We start from the raw sequence: 20411 nt of genomic DNA, 5'->3' as shown, positions 1-20411 counted from the left end.
CTTATAACGATTCATGGGAATTTGCATAGTGGTGCGTCACCCGGATGGTACTTCCCGATGGCGGAATTTTTCCCAATTTTGTATAAAACTTTGCGTATCGGGACTTGATACTGTGCCTCCGATAACTGGTGTTCATCTGCTCCAGCGTAGTACCTGAGGGATCAAGCACTTCAACATCAATATGCCCCGGGATGGGACCCCGCCCGACTGGCCGGCGTCTCACCTCACCGCGCAGCGTGACCTCATCTCCTTCCTGAATGACACTTACGAATCCAATTGTGCCACGTGCAGAAGAGACCTTTTCGATTTTCACGGTATGGTCACGGATGAGATCACTGCCCATCGTGGCACAACCCGTGAGTATGCTGAAAGTAATTAGAGCGACTATCGTTGCCAGCGTGTTATTGTAGCTATTCATCCTGTATCTCCTGTTTTGAAATCTTGTTCGATTATTCATACATGCTGTCTTGCGGTGAGCCTGCCAATCCCAGACGTTCAATACGTCCGCGGGAAAAGGTGGTGTACAATGCTGGCAACACGAACAGCGTCAATAACGTCGAGGACACCAGTCCGCCGACCACGACCGTCGCCAACGGCCGCTGCACCTCCGAGCCCACGCCACTAGCCAGCAACATGGGGATGAGACCCAGGGCGGCGATGGAGGCCGTCATCAGTACCGGCCTGAGACGAGACAACGCGCCGGCAAATACCGCTTCACCGAGCACCAGCCCACCTTCGATCCGTTGATTGATGGCGTTTACCATGACGACGCCGTTGAGCACCGCCACACCGAACAAGGCGATAAAGCCGATAGAACCAGGCACGGAAAGATATTGGCCTGAGAAGAACAGCGCGGCGATACCCCCGATCAATGCCAGGGGCACATTCAACATGATTAGCATGGCCTGTCCCACTGAGTTAAAGGCGAAGTACAACAACAAAAAGATCAGCCCCAATGATAAAGGCACAACAATCATTAACCTTGCTTGCGCGCGTTGCTGGTTTTCAAATTGCCCGCCGAAGACCACACTGTAACCAGCTGGTAAATCGATTTCCGAGCGAATGCGTTGATCGATCTCGGCCACCAGTCCACCCATATCCCGACCTTCAACATTAGTTTGAATCACCACGCGCCGTTGTACATCATCGCGGCGGATTTGCGGCGGTCCCGATTCGATCCCGACTTTTGCGACGTCACCAAGGCGCACCCAGGCACCGTCTGCCGCCTGCAGGATTAAATTGCGAATAGCTTCGGTGCTGTTGCGATATTGTTTGGCCAAGCGCACATAGATGTCATAACGTTCATTACCGCGAATAACCTGGCCGGCTTCCTGTCCACCAATAGCGTCACTGACCAGACTCATCACCTGATCAACGGGTATGCCATAACGAGCCAGTTTGTCGCGGTCCGGGCGCACCACCAGTTGTGCTTCGCCCTCTGTTTGTTCCAACGCGACACCACGCGTGCCCTCGACCTTTTTCACCAGGGACTCGATCTCTTTGCCCTTGGCGACGAGCACATCCAGATCCGCACCAAACAATTTGATTGCAAGTTGGGCCTTGACTCCAGACAGCAATTCATCCACCCGTGTGGCGATAGGCTGGGAAAAGTTAAACAACAGACCTGGCATCACCGACATTTTTTCTTCCATTAAGGCCTGGAGTGATTGGCGGTCCGCAGCAGATTCCCATTCATCGACCGGTTTCAGGCCAATAAAGATTTCGATATTGGAAACCGGTTCCGGATCACCACCGACCTCGGCACGCCCGACACGACTGGACGCGTATAACACTTCCGGGAATGCCATTAATTGTTGTTCCAGTATTTCTGCCACACCAAGTGCCGTATCTAAACTGGATGAAGGTGCTAAGGTAATGCGTACATTGATGGTACCTTCTTCCAGTTCCGGCACGAACTCGGTACCCAAAAAGGGCACCAGAACTAGTGACGCGACGAATAACCCGATAGCGGTTGTTACCACCCATGATTTTCTTGCCAGCGCCTGTCTTAAACGCAGACGGTATTGTTTTTCGATGGGTCGCAACACCGGACTCGTTTTTTCAAGCACGCCTTGTTTGAAAACATAAGAGGCCAGAGCCGGTATGACCATCAGCGCCACTAACAGGGAAGCAAACATCGCCAGCACGATCGAGATCGCCATCGGCTGGAACAATTTGCCTTCCACACCTTCCAGACTGAACAGTGGTGCAAAGACGATGGCGATGATCAGTACCGCAAAGAAAACCGGACGTCCCACTTCCTTGGCCGCTTCCTGAATGCGTAGCGCTATACCATGGCGATCACTGGCGGCATCGTAAGGATGCTCATCACCGGGCGCGAGTTCCTGTTGAGCATGTGCGTGATGCTCTCTGTCAGGTGTGGTCAGGTGACTGAAGATATGTTCCATCATGACCACCGAACCGTCCACCATCATACCGATGGCGATGGCCAGTCCTCCCAGTGACATCAGGTTGGCCGAGATCCCCCAATAGGCCATGGCCATCAGTGCAAGTCCGATCGAAATGGGGATGGACAACAACACCAACAGGGTCGCGCGAATATTCATCAGGAATAACAGCAAGACGATGATGATCAGGACAAAGGCTTCCAGCAGGGCCTTGCTCACGGTATTCACCGCTTTACTGACCAGATCGGACTGATCATAAAAAGGATCCAGGATCACACCCTTGGGTAAGGCTTGTTGAATCGCGGGCAGGCGTTCCTTGATGCCATCAATCGTTGCCTTGGTGTTGGCACCCATACGTTTCATGACGATCCCCACCACGACTTCACCCAACTGCTGTGGCTTACCCTGGCCATCTCGCAGAGTCATGGTCACCGCACCCTGACGGATCTCTGCACCAAAGCGTACGCTGGCGACATCGCTGACCTTGACCACGTTACCGTCGTCCTGTTTCAGCGGGATATTGCCGATATCACGCAGGCCGTCATCGCCGCTGCGAACCCAGCCCACACCACGAATAATCAATTGTTCATTACCACGGTCCATATACCAGCCACCGGCATTGCGATTGTTGGCTTCCAGTGCCTCAGCGACATCCCGTGGTGTCAGGTTAAAACTCAACAAGCGCTGTGGGTCGAGTTGTACCTGGTATTGGCGGACTTCACCGCCGAAGGACAGGACTTCGGTAACACCGTCTACGGGCATAAGCAATAACTTCACCACCCAATCGTTCAAACTGCGTAAGGTGAGCGCGTCATATTGACCGGGTTTTTCCGAACGGATCATGTACTGGTATACCTGACCCAGACCCGAGGTGTTCGGCCCCATGGCGGGGATGCCGACACCGGCGGGAATTTGTTCACGTGCCGCCTGCAATCGTTCGAAGACCAGTTGCCGTGCAAAATAAATGTCCGTGCCTTCTTTGAACACAACGGTCACGCCCGACAGGCCTGTCTTGGAAATGGAGCGCACTTCTTCCACATCGGGCAGGCTGTACATCACCGCCTCAATTGGGAAAGTGATCAACTGTTCCAGTTCTTCAGCGGCCAACCCCGGCGCCTCAGTATTCACCGTGACCTGTACGTTGGTTACATCGGGAAAGGCGTCAAGATTCAGCTGGGGTAAAATCAAAGAGGCACCGAACAGCATGGCGATCAGGGTAAGCACCACCAACAGGCGGCTGCCAACGGCAATATCAATTAATTTATTTAACATATCGAGCCACCCTTAATGGTTGTGGATATCAAAGCCGCCTTTCGCCAGTTCGGACTGGACGAAAAACGCACCCTGGGTGACAACACGGGCACCGGGTTTGATGCCTTCAATGATGACCTTGCCATCACTGACACTTTTTACTTCAACTTCAACGGCTTTAAATTCACCTGCTTCATCCTGTTCCACCATGACTTGCCAGTCGCCATCTGCGCTGCGCAATACCGCCGCTTCCGGTACCTGTAATGCCTGAGCCTGGTTACGTGTTGTGATCAGTGCTGTCACAAACATGCCAGCATGAAGCTGGTCATTAACATTACCGACTTCAAGACGAACAGCGGAGGTACGAGTGGTTTCGTCTAGCGTGTGGTGAAGCTGAACAACTTTGGCCGGGATGCGCTGCTCGTCAAGCATGACCTCGGCAGTATTGCCAATATCAATTTGCCCTGCGATGGCCGGGTTGACCCGTGCCTCGACCCACATGACAGACTCATCAGCAATCACCATAAGCTCATACCCGGCTTCAACGCGCTCACCGATGATGAATTTATCATGCAGGATACGCCCGGCCTGTTGTGCCACCAGTTTGAATGAACCGTCAGCGCTACGCTTTTGCGCGAGCAGGGCCTTGATTTCCGTTTCACTCATGCCAAAGGCCTTCGCATTGGCATAGGCCTTTTCGTAATCCACTTGTGTGGTAATGTAACGGCGCTCTGACACCACCTTGCGACCGAGTTCCTTTACCCGTTTCCATTCCTTGTCGGCAAGAAGGAGTTGACCCTGCGCCTCGGCCATTTCCACGCTGGACAAGGTCAACAGTCCCTGACCTTTTTCAACGTTATCACCAAGGCGCGCATGACGCGCCACGACTTGCGCTGCAATTCGCGAGGTAACTTTTACTGTTTGGTATTCATTGAGCTTTACTTCACCTGGCGCACGTATCATCGCACCCACTTCACGCAATTCAAGCGAGGTGACTTTTATACCAGCAGTTTGAAGTTGTTGAGGGCTGAGCTTAACGATACCGGCTTCTTCCTCATGATTATCGCCTTTATGGTCATCGCCATGTTCGTCTTCAACCTTTTTATCGTGGCCGTGGTCATCACCTTCACGATGTTCCGTACGCGATTCGGCGGTGGTCTTTTCATGAGTCTCATTTTCGTCACTACAACCGCCCAATAGCAGAGTTGCCAGGAGTGTTATTAAAAGTATTTTCATGTTCATCTCAATTCTTCCCCGTTACGTTGATATCCAACCAGGTGTTGATTTGGGCTGTTTCGTAGAGCCAGTTAAAGCCGCTTTTCCACGAACGACCGCGCAGTTCGATGCCTGCCGCTTGGGTATCAATGGCCTGTTTTAGTTGCACCAGATATTCGGCGGTACTCATATCACCAGCACGCCACAAGCGCTTGATGAGTTCCAGTTGCCGGCTGACACTGGTCCGGCCATTGGTACGCCAGTTATCCCAGGCCTTTTGCAATAATTTGAATTCTTCTGTGCTGGCCAGAATACGGCCACGGTGATCACGATAAAGTTGTAGAGCCGACTGTTCACTTTCGATTAGATCCTGCTGCGCGGCATCCACTTCTGCGCTGAAGGTATTCCTGACATTCAGGGGTATTGTCAATGTCAAACCAACGAGACTTTCCCTGTCTTCCTTACCACCGCGTAATGCGATCGTCGGATCCCAGGCACGTTCACTCTTTCGTAACGCAACGGTGTACCGGCTTGCCGCGACCTGCGCTTGTTGTGCGCGCATGGCGGGTAACTGTGATAACCAGGATTCGATATCGCTTGGTAGCCTGGGCGTGGGCAAGGATTCTGGTAGTGCGGGTAAAACATTGGGTAAATATCTAAAAAGGGCGCGTAATCGCTCCTTTGCAGCCGCCGCTTCGGCCAGTGCCTGGGCATGACGCGTTAGTGTTTCGCTGTAGGCCAGGCGGGCCAAATTGAGCTCGACCTGGTTAAGGTCCCCGGCCTTGTGACGTTGCTCAGCAACATCGGCGAACTCTTGCATCAGCTTGAGACTGTCTTCGACCAGCGATGCCAGTTTCCCTTGCGTGTCATTATTGGCCAGTGCAACCAGCAAATCCCGCGATAATCCCTGAATCGCTAATTCATATTCTGCGTTCGCTTTGCTGAACTCGGCTTGTGCAACAGATGTGCGTGAACCACGCTGATCACCCCAATCAATTTTCTGACTAAGTTGCATGGTCGAGGTACGGATATTGGTGTCTTCGGTGTCCAGTTCCAATTCCGGGTTATAGACCGCTTTATCCGCCGCCTTCAATCGAGCTCGCACCGCCTTGAGGTTGGCTTTTGCAGCCTGCATTTGAGGATGTTCAGTTAAACTACTCTGAATAAACTGGCGCAATGAGGCTGGCGCTGGTTCACCAAGATTCGTCAACGTGCGATCTTGATTGGGGTTACTCCATGTCGGGTTTGCCGATCCACTTTCAGCGGCAGCCCATGGAGATATGATCAGCAGCCAGCCCCACAGGGCGAACTGCATAATTGTTGTTGCTTGTTTCATGCACAAAATCCTTTAACCACGATAAAACACACGCCACACACGAGCGCGGCGTACCAATAACATTGGGTGGTAAAGAATTTAGGCTTTCGGAGGTTGGGTAGGGGGCGAGAGAATCAAAGAGTGGTGTGTGTTGGTGTTACGTAACGCCTTTTGGATTTTCCTGTCACAAGTCATGACTGACTCAGCTATCGGAAAGCCCACATAGTGGGCACTGCCATGACAACAGTGATCACAGGTATCAACACCATTACCTGTATCAGGCTGATTATCTGCGCCTTGCGACCATTCCGCCCCATGCCCGAAATACGCCTCGGCATGCGTGTCCGCTGCCCATGCTACGCCGGCGTATAATATGGAAATGATGAGGCACTGTGAAATTAATCGTCGCATTGGGGCATATATTGCGTCAGATCAAGCCATTGTGCAAGCTGCTGTTAGGAAATCACACTAAATTGGCGCATTTAGAGAATCGGCACGATCTTAATTGAACTAAAGTTTTGTACCGCTTCCCATTATATTAGTCATGGCTTTAGAATGGGTACCACTTTAACCCAAGTGGCCAGGGGCAAGATGCCGGTGGATTCCGGCGCATTCAATCCTCGTCAGGTAAAAGGATGGTGATCACGGGCTCGCCCTGATCACCCGGCCCGACGATCAGCTTCAGCGTGGTCAATTCCGCTTCCATCGACTGCCCATCGCGGCGCACCCGGTAGAGTTGGAATAGCAGCCGGTCACCGGAACCTGAGGCGGTTCGGATGGCATGGGACGCCATGAAGAGCACGTCCCATAACCGGCCGGACTGATCCTGATGTACCTGTCCTTCACTGTCGCCTTCCGACCAGGCCACACAATCGGCCCAGACATCGGACGTCAGGGCTACCGGCCATTTAAAACCGGCTTCCTGTGCCATGGCACCCGCATCGATCAATACCCCATCCTCAATGGCCTGGGCGCGGGTATACGTGGATATGACGTTGCCGAAAAACGAATCGGCTGTTTGTTCATTTGAAGAGTTGGACATCGTGTTTCTCCTTTGTGGAAGTAACACCGGGTCACACCTCCTTCCCTGCCGGGAAAGAGAATGCTTTCCCGGTAGGGTTTGTGAAAAGTAATGGATGTCAGAGCAAACCACGTTCAGCGAACGACACGCTCTCACCACCCGACACCACGAAGTGGTCAAGCACGCGCACATCAACCAGTGCGAGTGCCTCTTTCAGTCGGCGGGTGATCATCTCATCCGCACGACTGGGTTCAGCGACACCCGATGGATGGTTGTGGAAAAAGACCATGGCGGCAGCGTTCGCCTCCAGGGCCTGTTGCACGACAACGCGAGGATGAATCGAGGCGCCATCGATGGTGCCCTGAAACAACTCACGCACAGCGATGATTCGATGCCGGTTGTCCAGGAACAAACTCCCGAATACCTCGTTGCGGTAATCGGCCAAGCGAAGACGCAGAAAATTCCGTGTCTCCTCTGGACTGCTCAAGGCCCTCCCGGCTCGATGCTTAACTGCCAATAATTTCATTGCCAGCATCACCACTGATTGCTTTTCCTCGTCGTTAAGCTCCGACAGCTTTAGACCGGTAAACCGGTCCTCCGTATTTTTCATGACTGATCTCCTCGAATTGACGGGGAGACCAGACCCACGGGGGAATGATTCCCCGATGGGTTGGAAGGTGGCCGGGTAACGAAGTTACCCGGCCGGTTGTGGATCTACGCAGCGGTCTCTTGCTCCGTAACGAACGGCTGGCCGTCGACCTTGGCCCACGCAATGCTAAGCAGACGGGCCTTCAGACTGACACCGGTTTCGCCGGCCTTGTCACCGTTCTTGTAGGTAAAGGATTCCGCATACAAATCACTGAGCGTGAATCCGATGAGCACCTTCAACTTGCCCTCAACGGCCGACTTGAGTTGACGCACAATCTCCTGCGCCTTCTTGCCGGACACGTGACACTCGAAATACGTGTACTGGACGTTGTCGACACTACCGCGCAAAGCGGCAATGGTGACACTCAGAAAAGGTGTACCCTCTTCCGGCGTCACTTCCCGGACGCGGTTTAGATAACCCATACCGTTGGTGTGAAGATCGAAATACTTGGTCGTTTCGTTGTTAGACATAACACTGACTCCTTCTGGTTGGTTTCGTCCGGAGCAAGCGCATCCCTGACGGGATAGCTTCCCCGGCAGGGTTTGTGAAAAACGGAAACAATGATGTTTCCTTAAAGCTGGACCGAGGCTTTCGCCACGGCGCCTGTTGCACGATCCTAAGGCACCTTGTTTGTCACTGAGACCGCAGTGACCACGTATAAAACCATTTTCAGGCCACGTCTGACTCTTCGCAGACGTATTGCAGATACTTCAGCATTCCGCGCGCGTTGGCGAAGGCCGGGTGTTCGGCAATGGCCTGATTAGGAAACCAGTCGGTAATATGTTCCACCAGCGCGACGGTGCCGCCTCCAACGAACAACACTCGATCCAGCTCTACACCCAGGCCGAGTTGTCGGCGGGTCTCCGCATAGAGCCGTTCGACGAGCTCCCGTTTGGCGGCATCGACCAGTTCCGCTACGTTATGATTCTTCCCGTGGAGACGCACGACACCGCGGTCGACGGCGTGTGACACAATCTGCTCCCCCACGCTTTCCATGTCGAAGCGTTCTTGTATGCCGTCAGCGACACTTTGTTTCACGTCCAACATGCCGCCCTGCAGGGAGCCCGACGACGTGTGAATAACGCCCTGATCCTTAACGACCACGTAGTCTGTAGTTCGCCCACCGATGTCCACGATGGCGATCGGTACCGACAACCGTTCTTCGTCGAGGATGACTTCATCCCCTTTAGCAACGATGACATAGTCGTACCATGCGGCCAGCGCCTCCGGGATCACATCAACGAATGCGATGCCGGCTGGCAATCGCTCCATCATCGGTTGAACGGCCTGCTTCAGGCTGCGGCACTTTTTCTCGATCGTGTCACGACGCTGCTCGCCGTTTTTCTTGTAAAAAGCACTAACAGGTAGCCCCGATACCGTGTGAACAGATCGGCCTGCCAAACCTGCTTCCTGGAGGGCATGCTGAACGATGGCGCGGTTCATGCCTGAGGTGGGATAACCTTCGAAATGAGTCGGTGCGCCGTCGACGGCGCCCACCGAGTACACCGCTCCTTCAGTTTCGTACTCGAAGATGCGTTGCTGGCCGTCGTGGATCCAGGTCACACCAGATTTACCGACTCTTGCCCGCGACGGTATGGCAATCAACCGTCCGTCCGGCAGGGCCACTTTTGTAAACGCATAACCATCATCGAGACCCACCTGAATGGGCGTCATCGTATTGGAATCCGACATTATTTCTCCTCCATTTTTTTGATACCGCTTTGTTTATCTATGCGATCAATCTCATCCGATCACCTTTCTCAGTCCTGCGAATGGCTTACCCTGGCTACCAGGTCTGTGTTCTTCGACCATCACGGGATTTGTTTTGGTCGCCGTGTCTGCTCGAGACGCGGGCTCCGCCAACCAGGTGGCGAATGCGAATCTCGGTTTACTCGTTGACACACCCCGTCCCTGTGGTCGCTCTATCTGCAGCGGATCGATCTCGTCCTGCGCCACCCGCAGCGTTTGGCATTCATAGCGGAATCCCTGCACCAGGAGCCCACGCAACCACTCTTGACGCCGGCCTTCAGGGATTCGCTCCAGCCGGTTCAGGATAAGGGACTCAAACGTCACCCGTGGATCGAGCTGGAGTACGACGCGTTTTCCTCCCGCTGCTTTAGCCATACTTTATCGACCCTACCGTCATGTTCCGTGTTGTCACTGGATTATGGCGACGAAGGGACTGCATACCAGTGAAAACTAAGTCCCACCGATGTCGTCGTTTACCGACTCCGGAATATCTGCCTTTGATACTGACTCAGCAGGTTTAAGGTGGATGTGTTTGGCCGCCTCATCAGGGAATCGGACCTTACGGGGCGTAAGCGGTGCACAGTGCGCACCGCTCAACACGTCTTCCGGCACTTCACCCATGATTTGACGGGCGCGGCTTGCGTTGGCAGTGCCTTGCTTCAGTGACTCGCGATCGATACCGAGAAACTGATAGCCCTGCGGCACCGCGAAAGCACCTCGAATCCTGCGCGCACAGGTATTGAGCAAACCCTCCGTCGATGAACCGTTCAGGAGTCCCACATGGTGGGCGGTCAATAGTGTGCGTACGAACTTGTCGTATTCGGCGATCATCTGTGCACCCCGATAGGCGTAGGGATTGGCGAACTGCAATGCGATCCGGTACGGCTTCATCGACTCCGCCACCGTCACTTCCAGGGCGGTGAGCTGTTCGAGCCGAGCGTCTAGCGTCACCTGTTCGCTCTTGACCAGATTGCGAATCCGTTCGAGCACCTCATGAACCTTGATCAGCCACCAATCGGCATAGGGATCGTCATTGCGTGACGCCTGCCAGATTACGCGCAGTCGATCGGCAAATCCCACCAGACCAATAATCGCTGGTTTGTCGGCACTGCCGTTACGACCACGGATCAACCGCTGCGCCTGTCGGGTCTGGACCGTTAGCCAGACCTGCCCACGGAGCGCACCGGGACCGGCATCGACAGCTGCTTCTTCAGAATTCAGTTCTATTCGCTGTTCTGGATCTGATTTACCGGAAATCATGTGGCATACCCTTCATTCTGATGATATTGAACAATCCCACTATCAATCCATGAGCGGTGCCGACAGACAAGAACTTATTCATACGCGCTTCGACGTGGTTGGTTTAGCGAAGTGATAATCGGTGAATGCTGAGGCTGGTTACACTGTGACCACTAGATCCATCCCTCCTCCAAATATTTGGCACGTCTCATATTTCCTACACTCCGTGTGGTCCTTGACACCATAGGACGTATGTCCTACTCTAAGTCCCATCCTAGGACATGCGTCCTATACTAACCGAGACAGACCCAAGGAGATCAATATGTCCGCTGATTTGTTCGAGCCGTTTCAACTAGGTGACCTGACACTCGCCAACCGTATTGTCATGGCACCTATGACACGCAATCGCGCCGACGAAAACGGTATCGTGACGTCCATGATGGTGACCTACTACCAACAACGCGCCAGCGCCGGTCTGATCGTTACCGAGTCCGCCCCAGTCTCACCGGAAGGCGTAGGCTATCCCTTTACGCCGGGGATTTACACGAATGCCCAGGCTGCCAGCTGGCAACCTGTCACCGATGCAGTGCACGCAGCCGGTGGCCGCATTTTCATTCAGCTGCAGCACTGTGGCAGGATTTCCCATCCGAGCATGCTGCCTAACAACGCCATACCTGTCGGTCCATCGGCGCTGCGGCCGGCGGGACAGGCCGTCACCTATACTGGCATGCAAGACTTCGTGATACCACGCGCACTCGAGACCGATGAAATTCCGGACATAGTGGCGCAATTCCGACGTGGCGCCGAAATGGCCAAGCACGCGGGTTTCGACGGCGTGGAAGTACACGGCGCCAACGGCTATATCATCGACCAGTTTCTGCGCAACGGCAGCAACCTCCGCAGCGATGCATACGGTGGCAACAAGCAGAACCGCATGCGTCTGTTGAACGAAATCCTCGATGCTGTTTGCGCGGTGTGGCCAGCGCAGCGCGTGGGCGTGCGTCTGAGCCCCGAGAACAGTTTTAATGAGATGTCGGATTCCGACCCGCAATCACACTTTGGTTATTTCATCGAACAGTTAACTCCGCGTGGCTTGGCCTATGTGCATGTGCTCGAAGGCGACATGATGACAAAGTCCAGCACCTTGGATTATGGCGCCTTGCGCTCGAACTTTGCGGGCCCCTATATCGCCAACAACGGCTATAACCTCGATCGTGCCCAATCGGCTCTACGTAGCGGAGCCGCGGATTTAGTCGCCTTCGGCATTCCATTCCTTGCTAATCCGGACCTGGTGCGCCGCTATCGGGAAGACTTGCCATTAGCCGAAGCCGATCCAAACACCTTCTACGGTGGCGGCGAGGCAGGCTACACTGACTATCCCCTTTATCATGGCGAAGAAATTTACGCGAACTGACCCTTGAGGTACGGTTGGCCGGGAGGTCTCTATCATGAGTGACAAGACTACACGCGATCACATTGTTGAAGCCGCCGATCAGCTCTTCTATCGGCAAGGCTACGAGCATACCTCGTTTGCTGACATTGCCAATGCCGTACATATCTCGCGCGGGAATTTTTACTATCACTTCAAAACCAAGGATGACATTCTGGATGCCGTGATCGATCAGCGTCTGGCGAATACCAGAATGATGTTGGAGCGCTGGGAAAGTGAAGAAGACCATCCGGCTGATCGGATCAAGCGCTATATCCATATCCTGCTCACCAATTGGTCCAAAATAAATTATTTCGGTTGCCCCGTAGGGACACTGTGTACCGAACTTGCCAAGCTGAATCACACCTCGCAAGAAGAAGCGAGCAAGGTCTTCACCCTTTTTCGCACCTGGTTACGCCAGCAATTCATCTTGCTTGGTCGCAAGAAAGATGCAGATGCATTGGCAATGCATGTTCTTGCCTGGAGCCAGGGTGTCGCCACGCTCGCAAGCACCTTTCATGATGAGAAATTCGTGAGAAAAGAAGTCAAGCAGATTTGCGAGTGGCTGGAATCGACCACACTAACTGATGACTCACACAAATAAAATCGACAGGAGAAAAGAAGTGTTTATAGTTCTGCTTAAATTTTCTGGCAACAAGGGCCAGGCCGGTCAATTCATGGAAGGCCACAACGAATGGATAAAACACGGTTTTGATGACAGCATATTTTTGTTGGCCGGCAGTGTTCAACCCAATGCAGGTGGCGCGATCGTGGCGCACAATACAACATTGTCAGACCTTCAAAAAAGAGTAAATGAGGATCCGTTTGTCGCGGAAAATGTGGTGAGCGCGGACATCCTGGAAATCACACAGGGAAAAGCCGATGAGCGGCTACAGTTTCTTCTCGACTGATTGTTCTTCCTGTGCCATTTTTTTATGAAGGACAATATATGAACAAGACGACAAAAGGTCCTGACGGCAAACCACGCTGCCAGTGGTGCAGTGCCGCACCGGAGTTTCTCGCCTATCACGATACGGAATGGGGTTTCCCGGTAAGTGACGATCATCGCTTGTTCGAGAAATTGTGTCTGGAAGGTTTTCAATCCGGCTTGAGCTGGCGCACCATCCTCGCTAAACGCGAAAACTTCCGCGCTGCATTCCACGATTTCGATTTTAACAGGATAGCCCGCTTCACCCAGCGTGACGTTAATCGATTGCTCAAAGATGAAGGCATCGTCCGTCACCGCGGCAAGATCGAGGCGGTCATCAACAATGCACTAAGGGCGCAGGAACTCGTCAAACAAGAAGGCTCGCTTGCTGCCTTCATCTGGCGTTACGAACCTGACATAAAGCAGCTTGCAACGCCTCAGACCGTCTCGACGTCTGACGAATCGACCGCCCTGTCGAAAGACCTGAAAAAGCAAGGCTGGAAGTTTGTCGGACCGACCACCGTGTATGCCTTTATGCAGGCAATGGGGTTGATCAACGATCATGTTGAGGGCTGCGTAATCAGAGTTAAAGTTGAACGCGCGCGCAAAACTTTCCGGCGACCAGAGCGCTGAGAAATGGTGCATTTAATTGGGAATTTATCACCCTATCCGGTACTACCTGAAAAGAGTTTATTCCTGCTTGGCTCGATGTAGTTGATATCAGGAGATTGAAACGGATAAAGACGAGTGGATGGTGGTTACACTGTAACCGCTTCGTTTCAGATCCGTCGTCAACCAGACTCGTCGTCTGACTGTACCCGTGCCGACATGTGAAGGGACTTGCGTATCTCGGCCAGCCGTTGTTGACCGGATTCATGCGACCTGTTTTCTTCTCTGCGTTTTGCTTCCGCCAGGCTGTCTTCTTGTTGCTTCAGATACCTCAGCCGCGCCTTCTCCCGTTCGATGCGTTCATCGCGCACCTTGATGCCAAGATTGGGGACGAATTCACCCTTGTTCGCGGCTCGACACAAGAAGTGCAGGAAGCGCATTTCATCATACACAGGGCTCATACCCTTCTGCTCCGAACGCAATCGCCCTTCCAACTCATCAAGGATGGATTGGCGTTCGTCCGCAGAAACGGTGTTCAAATAACGATCCGCCAATGCACGCTGGTTCTCTGACAGCCGCTTCGGATAGATCAGGGATGGGTTCCCATCCGTGCCAGTGAAAATTTTATTCTCTTCTGTTTTTTTTGTAGTAGTAGTTTTATTTATATAACTACTACTACAACTACCCGGCTTCAAATTTTGTGGGCTCGAAATTTGTGGGTCCTTAACTTGAACATAGGTTTCGCCCGGCTTTGAATTTTGGTCCCGGTGATCTGAACCATTTTCCTCGACTACGTTTCGCAGTCGGGTCATCACCTTCGCGCTGAACGCAAAATAGCGACGCGGTGAATCCTGCTGGATTGCTTCCACGGCTTGCATTCGACGTTCGATCGGATGCCCCTGGGCACAGATATCAATACCCTCATGGATGTCCTCGTCAATCGTATCCAACACTCCTTTGGCGACCAGACGCACGCGGGCATGGTGATGCGTGAGCGACTGCCGCAGGAAATTCATGTAGTCGGGGTCCAGATGCAGGGCATCGACTAACGGCAGCGGTTCATCGTGCAACGCGTAGACATTGCCGCGGAAACGACCGCTCGCCTCGCGTAGACGGGCACACAAGGTCAGCCAGCGGGTAGTGCGTAGAATAGCGATGGCCCTGGAGATGGTTGAAGTGGAGGAAACATTGGTTTTCTTGGCGAGATACTCATAGCTGGGAAACGCTGTGCTACCGCCGGTCTCCTGCGCCTGCAACATGATGACCATCCACACCAGTTTGTCCACGGGTTCGAGCACGGGATCTTGCACCACCAGCGTGGGGAACGATTGATGCCGGTTCCCCATGAACAGCATGGTGTCGGCATGTGTATTACCCGATTCCCGTTGTACGCGTTCTATGGTCGCCTGTATCAGTGCATCCAGTGCGTGGGTTTCGGGTCGTAGGCCACGAGAACCTTCACCCATCCGAACACGCTCGCTCCGAGGGGTCGTGACCGCTTCGTCCTGTCAGATCACCGTATTGATTCCAGCGTTGCGTCAAGTTCCATATGGCCCGCATCGAGATACCGGTGTCACGATGGATGACAAGATACTCATTCGGTGCAAGTGGACCGTCGTCTTCACGGTCCGCCCGTTGCACCCAGGCGTTCCAAAGTTTATGCGTACTCTCTTCATCGGGTTCTGCCGGCCGGCCGACGGAAGGATCTACAGTTAACATTCGACGAAGTCGTGTGTATTCGCGGGACCCCAAACCGAACAGCGTCTGCATCATCTCCAATGGCGCATCCGCAGCAATCAACACCTGTTGTAGTTCCTCGGACTCACGCTGCCGGCGCAGGTGATCGATCATCGGCCAGTACACGTCCCGATTGAGGTCGATCTCCAGACAATGTGCACGCAGCGACTCGACCCGATAGAGATCGGCAAGGTTCATTTCGCGCAACGCCTCGATTTCGCGCGGCCCGAAGTTCATATTGCGTAGTGCAGCCTGGTCCCCTTCGGCCAGGCAACGGATCGCGTACATCAGCACGGCCGTGATCAGATCGGATTCTTTGGTCCCGTCCATCGCGACTATTCCCAGAGTTGAGTCTGGGAATCCTCCGCGACACGGTGAATGTGGCGGTAGGTATCCATCAGGCTGAGAAGATCCCGCCAGTCCTGTTCACTAAGTTGACGCCAGAGTCGATAGCCGGTGTGCCCCGGATCCAGCGTCCAGACACTATTGAAGAGTAGACCGGCATCCTGATTCTCAAGCGCCTGTCGAAGAATCGAGTCATCGGACAAGGTGGCGACGACGGCTTCTAGCGGTGCCACGGTCATCTCCGCACAGGCGGCTAGATGCCACCACAGCATGGAGATTTGGCCGAGCGTGTCGGCGTCTAACTGATCGGCCAACGACGAATCCGGCACGTCGCAGAGAATGAATCCAAGCCCCTTGCCGGACAGTGGTGTAACCAGCTCGCCGATGCCGTTGCGTTGCGCGAGGCGCGCGGCCAGTGTCCAGGCCCGGGCACGTAAGGATTTGAGATCTGTGAGGCCGGGCTCGCCAATAGTGATCGATTGCGTTTCCAAACTTTGTATCGAACGGTCTGGTGATTCGATCGGAGTGTTTTGAGGATCATTTGAATCTTTCTCAGATACCTTGGGCGCATTATCGCGTGATGATCCTTGAACAACAGGAGTCTTATCATCAGGTACTGCCTTCGTGCTGTCGCCCTGGTGCTCACCAGAAGTTTGAATGTCGGCAACGCCTTTTACTTTCACGGGAGTTGCTCTCGGAGAAGAATCCGCTTCGCCCGATGTAACGGTATCGTATTCGCCATCAGGCATTGAAAGATCAATATCGCGTCCAACAAGGCGTGCATCCAGTTCAACTCGAATGGTATGGATGCTTACTTCGGCCTCTTCCGCAATCTCCGTCTCAATAGCACTGCGCAACAATTCAAGATCCCACTCCGGTCCGTCGTATCGCCCACATAAAGCCGCGAGCACTGCATCGAAGGTTTCGTCATCACCCAGATCCCGTTTCTTCCAGATCCCACGCGCGGCTCGGTCCAGGGCGCGAATCCGTTCCACCTGTGGTCTTCCCAAACCCGACTGCAAGGCCCGCGGAATGACCGGAAGCAAAGTGTGAACCGCGTATCCCATTTGAGAGATCAGCCCGTGACTCAAGCTGTAGCCGCGTTCTCTGAGTATCGTTTCAAGGCGCCTTTGCGAAAGGCTATCGATAGCCATTTCCTCTTCGAGCAGTTGCTTGGCATCTAATACGGCCTGCGCCTTGTCGATAAAACTCAAGCCACCACGCAGATCATTTTCCCGCAGATGTGCCAGGAGCACGTCCGATTCGTGATTCCACGGCCTGTACAGACAATGAACCCGATAGAATGCCTCGTCGCCGGTTTCCTCATACAATTCCTGCAGGATCCGCAGGCGGGTGTTGCCGCCGGCGTGGACCACATAATCGGTTTCACCGGGACGGCAGGTGATAACCAGTGGCTGATCCATGCCGTCGGCGTGAATCGACGCCTTAATGCGATCGTATTCCGGATTATCGCTACGCCGCGGATTGCGGTCGTAGGCTTTTATGCGCGTAATTTCCACCTGCATCGGTATGGTCGTGTCAGGCACTCCTGCCTGCCCAGTTTTGGGTGGAGACGTGGACGATTCCGGTATATTGTCTGCGCCGCGCTTACTCATTTGACGTGTCATATTCAGCCGGTTCCTCACCCACACCGACGAATATCTCCGGATACCTGACCAAGCTCTCCCGCAACACCGCTTTCAGCCGGCCCTTGGTCCCAAGGGCGACTTTCCGGGTCCTTTGCTCGATCCGGGTCGCCAGCAATGCGCTGGCATATCGGTGTTTTCCTGCCAGTTGGTACAAATACGAGACAGAATCATTACAGACGACGGCCAAATCAGCGCGTTCCCGCTTGGTTGCTGCTTTTAAGAATTGTTTTAGCTCCATGATGATAAACATTAGCACTGAGCTAATTCTCTGGCAATCTACAAGTGTTTATCTTAGTGCTAAATTTTTTACTAAATTAGTGCTATATTATTTCGCATGAAGCGAAAACAAGAGCACACCCGTCTCCAGAATCTTGAGCTGCTCATCGCCGAGGCAGGCTCGGCCGCCAAGCTTGCTCGCATCGTTGGCACCAATAGTTCATACATCAGCCAGGTCCGCCATCAAATGCCCACCAAAAAGGGCACCCCAAGGGGACTGGGGGATGATCTCGCCGGAAAGCTGGAACGTGGGATGGCAAAGCCCGAGGGCTGGATGGATGAACCCCATGAGAACAGTCAAGAACAACCTGTCGCCTGCAAAGAAGTGAACGCCCATGGCGGGCCGGTTGTTCGCAGTCTGCACCCACTCATTTCCTGGGTACAGGCGGGTGAGTGGACTGAAATCTCCGAGGGCTATGTACCGCAGTACGAAAGTGAATTACTGCCCTGCCCTGTAAGATGCAGCGAGGAAACCTTCGTTTTACGTGTTCACGGTGTCAGCATGGAACCCAGGTTCCATGAGGGTGACCTGATTTTTGTGGATCCCGACGCCACCCCGGTTCACGGTAAATACGTGGTCGTACAGCTCGATGAATCGAATGAGGCTACCTTCAAGCAGCTGATCGTCGAGGGGGACCGACAATACCTTAAAGCACTCAATCCTGACTGGCCGAACCGCATCATCGAAGTCAACGCAACAGCCACGATTTGTGGTGTCGTGGTGTTCAAGGGAGAAGTAGTGTGAACGTACTCTCCTATGTAGAAATCTGGGGCAGAAAGACCTAGAACACCGTAGCTTGATATCAATTTCGGTGATGCAACGACCATAACGTGTTCCCCTGAACCATCCCTATCGCCCATCCACAGACCCTTATTTGGCAAAGAGTTTATCACTTTGCTAAACATTCTCTTTTGCCAGAAAGATTTGCACCATGCTAATGTTTAAGGCGTTGCACAACCCTAACCCCGGGATTTGCATTGCCGGGACAGAGAGAATAACGATGGACGATGAATACCGAACCCTGCAGGGTAAAACACTGATCAACCGAAAGACTTTACTAGCTATGATCCCGCTGTCGGAACGCGTCATCTTCAATATGGAGAAACGCGGGGACTTCCCACGCCGGATCGTACTCACAAGTCGTAACGTCGCCTGGGACTTGGCAGAGGTAGAGGAATGGATCGAGTCGAGAAAACGATCAGGAGAACAGGCTGAACGCCCTGGCGTTACTGTCGTTGCTTGATAGCCCACTCGTCGATCATGTCAGCCCAGTCTTGCAACATCGCTGTACGTTGCTCTCGGTACTCGGCCTTGTTATAGACGGCCCTCACTCCCCTCTGTTCATGGGCAAGACACTTCTCGATCCAGTCCGTGTTGTAACCGGCTTCATGCAGTAGTGTACTAGCGGTTCGGCGCAAGTCGTGCGGACCAAATTTCCCAAGCTGCTCACCATCTTTCTGGGCAGCCTTATACGTCGAAGCGAGAACACGATTCAACGTTGCAGCACTCATAGGCAAGTCCGAGTCATACCGAGAGGGAAGCACATAGTCAGACCCACCCGCAAAGGTTTTCAGTGCGATGAATATATCGAGTGCCTGACGAGACAGGTACACCAGATGCGGAGTTCTTCGTTTCATCCGTTCTTTCGGAATCGTCCAAAGCGCCTCGCTGAAATTGATCTCTGACCACGTTGCATTGGACAGCTCCGATTTTCTCACCATCGTCAGTAGTAGCAGCTTGATAGCAGCCCGGTATTGCGGTGATGTTCCCACCCGGTCCATGTACCGATACATCAGGCCGATCTCTACTGGTGCCAACGCACGGTCACGCGGCTCGAATCTGGCGATGGTGGTCGGACGCACCTTTTCCGCCGGATTCTCCACGTTCTGCCCGCGTTCGATTGCCCAACGATAGACCTGTAACACCACTTCACGGGCATGCACTGCCGTGGCAGGTGCTCCCCTTTCGACGATAGCATCGGTCAAAGCACGCAAATCCTCATGCGTGATTTCACTCAGCTTTTGACTTCCAAACCGCTTTTTCAGTTCACGGGTGTATACCGACTTGCGCATGTCGCGCGTCGAGTCAGCCATCTGATATCCACGCAGCCATTTTTCGGCCCATGCACCGAACGTCTCAGCATTCTTCACACGCTTCTTGTCACGTGCCTTTTCCTTGGCCGGTGATTTCCCGGCCGCGATCATCTTCTTTGCTTCGCTGAGTCGTTCCCGTGCTTCTGCAAGCGTGACGCCACGCTTGCCATACCGGCCTATCGTCAAGGTCTCCTGTCGACCGCTGATCGAGTAGTTGTATCTGAAGGAGATGCCTCCTGCTGGTGTCACCGCCACATAGAGCCCATCGCGGTCGTTCACCTTGTAGAGTTTGTCCTGGGGCTTCAAATTTCGCAGCTTGGTATCCGTCAGCATCACAAGTCCTCCCCTAGGGGTAAAAATACCATGATATTTCATGGCATGTTTTTCTGATGATTCTTGTTTTTTATCAATGACTTGACGATTTTTAATACCATGAATGCACTGAATAACATGGCATGGTATTTTGTCGCAGCCCTGATCCTGTGGGCGACGATACC

At 53.4% G+C, this 20411-nt stretch carries 20 protein-coding genes; 6 read left to right on the top strand and 14 right to left on the bottom strand.

Annotated features, from left to right (window positions below):
- Position 1 precedes the first annotated feature (1 nt).
- The 9 genes from K8I04_09320 to K8I04_09280 all read right to left on the bottom strand — a co-directional run bounded on the left by K8I04_09320 (position 2) and on the right by K8I04_09280 (position 10868).
- Positions 2–418 (bottom strand): hypothetical protein, encoded by a 417-nt coding sequence (locus K8I04_09320; protein ID MBZ0071908.1) that lies wholly within the window; start codon positions 416–418, stop codon positions 2–4.
- Between the two features lie 31 nt (positions 419–449).
- The gene (locus K8I04_09315; protein MBZ0071907.1) at positions 450–3680 is read right to left on the bottom strand and encodes a CusA/CzcA family heavy metal efflux RND transporter; all 3231 of its coding nucleotides are present in this window, start codon (positions 3678–3680) and stop codon (positions 450–452) included.
- 12 nt (positions 3681–3692) lie between these two features.
- Entirely contained in the window at positions 3693–4895 is a 1203-nt protein-coding gene (locus K8I04_09310; GenBank protein MBZ0071906.1) for an efflux RND transporter periplasmic adaptor subunit, read from the bottom strand.
- A gap of 7 nt (positions 4896–4902) precedes the next feature.
- Positions 4903–6210: a TolC family protein gene (locus tag K8I04_09305; protein MBZ0071905.1), complete on the bottom strand. Its 1308-nt coding sequence runs from the start codon at positions 6208–6210 to the stop codon at positions 4903–4905.
- A gap of 592 nt (positions 6211–6802) precedes the next feature.
- Entirely contained in the window at positions 6803–7231 is a 429-nt protein-coding gene (locus K8I04_09300) for a hypothetical protein (GenBank protein MBZ0071904.1), read from the bottom strand.
- Positions 7232–7328: 97 nt separating this feature from the next.
- Positions 7329–7820 (bottom strand): DNA repair protein RadC, encoded by a 492-nt coding sequence (radC, locus tag K8I04_09295; GenBank protein MBZ0071903.1) that lies wholly within the window; start codon positions 7818–7820, stop codon positions 7329–7331.
- Between the two features lie 104 nt (positions 7821–7924).
- Positions 7925–8329: a DUF3577 domain-containing protein gene (locus K8I04_09290; protein MBZ0071902.1), complete on the bottom strand. Its 405-nt coding sequence runs from the start codon at positions 8327–8329 to the stop codon at positions 7925–7927.
- A 199-nt stretch (positions 8330–8528) separates the two neighbouring features.
- On the bottom strand, positions 8529–9533 hold the full coding sequence (locus tag K8I04_09285; protein MBZ0071901.1) for a ParM/StbA family protein: 1005 nt from the start codon (positions 9531–9533) through the stop codon (positions 8529–8531).
- 525 nt (positions 9534–10058) lie between these two features.
- The gene (locus tag K8I04_09280; protein ID MBZ0071900.1) at positions 10059–10868 is read right to left on the bottom strand and encodes a TIGR03761 family integrating conjugative element protein; all 810 of its coding nucleotides are present in this window, start codon (positions 10866–10868) and stop codon (positions 10059–10061) included.
- 301 nt (positions 10869–11169) lie between these two features.
- On the opposite strand from K8I04_09280, the gene K8I04_09275 reads away from it, so the two are divergent.
- The 4 genes from K8I04_09275 to K8I04_09260 are packed head-to-tail and all read left to right on the top strand — an operon-like array spanning position 11170 to position 13837.
- A complete protein-coding gene (locus tag K8I04_09275; GenBank protein ID MBZ0071899.1) occupies positions 11170–12261 on the top strand; it encodes an alkene reductase in 1092 nt (363 codons plus the stop codon).
- 34 nt (positions 12262–12295) lie between these two features.
- Positions 12296–12880 (top strand): TetR/AcrR family transcriptional regulator, encoded by a 585-nt coding sequence (locus K8I04_09270; protein ID MBZ0071898.1) that lies wholly within the window; start codon positions 12296–12298, stop codon positions 12878–12880.
- A 19-nt stretch (positions 12881–12899) separates the two neighbouring features.
- Positions 12900–13187, top strand: coding sequence for a hypothetical protein (locus K8I04_09265; GenBank protein MBZ0071897.1), 288 nt, complete (start codon positions 12900–12902; stop codon positions 13185–13187).
- A 38-nt stretch (positions 13188–13225) separates the two neighbouring features.
- Positions 13226–13837: a DNA-3-methyladenine glycosylase I gene (locus K8I04_09260; protein ID MBZ0071896.1), complete on the top strand. Its 612-nt coding sequence runs from the start codon at positions 13226–13228 to the stop codon at positions 13835–13837.
- A gap of 158 nt (positions 13838–13995) precedes the next feature.
- Here the strand turns inward: K8I04_09260 and K8I04_09255 are convergent, their stop codons facing one another.
- From K8I04_09255 to K8I04_09240, 4 genes are read right to left on the bottom strand one after another with little or no spacing between them, the layout of a single operon-like run.
- Positions 13996–15279 carry a helix-turn-helix domain-containing protein gene (locus K8I04_09255; protein MBZ0071895.1) on the bottom strand — a complete coding sequence of 428 codons (1284 nt, stop codon included), beginning with the start codon at positions 15277–15279 and terminating at the stop codon, positions 13996–13998.
- A complete protein-coding gene (locus K8I04_09250) occupies positions 15272–15880 on the bottom strand; it encodes a DUF2857 domain-containing protein (GenBank protein ID MBZ0071894.1) in 609 nt (202 codons plus the stop codon). Before K8I04_09250 ends, K8I04_09255 begins: the two co-directional genes overlap by 8 nt.
- A gap of 5 nt (positions 15881–15885) precedes the next feature.
- Positions 15886–17511: a ParB N-terminal domain-containing protein gene (locus tag K8I04_09245; protein ID MBZ0071893.1), complete on the bottom strand. Its 1626-nt coding sequence runs from the start codon at positions 17509–17511 to the stop codon at positions 15886–15888.
- Positions 17504–17794: a hypothetical protein gene (locus tag K8I04_09240; GenBank protein ID MBZ0071892.1), complete on the bottom strand. Its 291-nt coding sequence runs from the start codon at positions 17792–17794 to the stop codon at positions 17504–17506. Before K8I04_09240 ends, K8I04_09245 begins: the two co-directional genes overlap by 8 nt.
- An 84-nt stretch (positions 17795–17878) precedes the next feature.
- On the opposite strand from K8I04_09240, the gene K8I04_09235 reads away from it, so the two are divergent.
- Together K8I04_09235 and K8I04_09230 are read left to right on the top strand one after the other, a co-directional pair.
- Positions 17879–18565, top strand: a complete 687-nt coding sequence (locus K8I04_09235; protein MBZ0071891.1) for a S24 family peptidase — start codon at positions 17879–17881, stop codon at positions 18563–18565.
- Between the two features lie 256 nt (positions 18566–18821).
- Complete coding sequence (locus K8I04_09230) at positions 18822–19064, top strand: AlpA family phage regulatory protein (GenBank protein ID MBZ0071890.1); 243 nt, start codon at positions 18822–18824, stop codon at positions 19062–19064.
- On the opposite strand, the gene K8I04_09225 is transcribed toward K8I04_09230, so the two are convergent.
- Positions 19048–20247, bottom strand: coding sequence for a tyrosine-type recombinase/integrase (locus K8I04_09225; protein ID MBZ0071889.1), 1200 nt, complete (start codon positions 20245–20247; stop codon positions 19048–19050). The genes K8I04_09230 and K8I04_09225 overlap by 17 nt on opposite strands.
- Between the last annotated feature and the right edge of the window lie 164 nt (positions 20248–20411).

The organism is Gammaproteobacteria bacterium, from assembly GCA_019911805.1.
In the GTDB taxonomy this organism is placed as follows: Bacteria; Pseudomonadota; Gammaproteobacteria; order Thiohalobacterales; family Thiohalobacteraceae; genus JAHJQQ01.
Note: the sequence above shows the minus strand (reverse complement) of the source record. Positions and strands in the feature narration are given on the sequence as shown.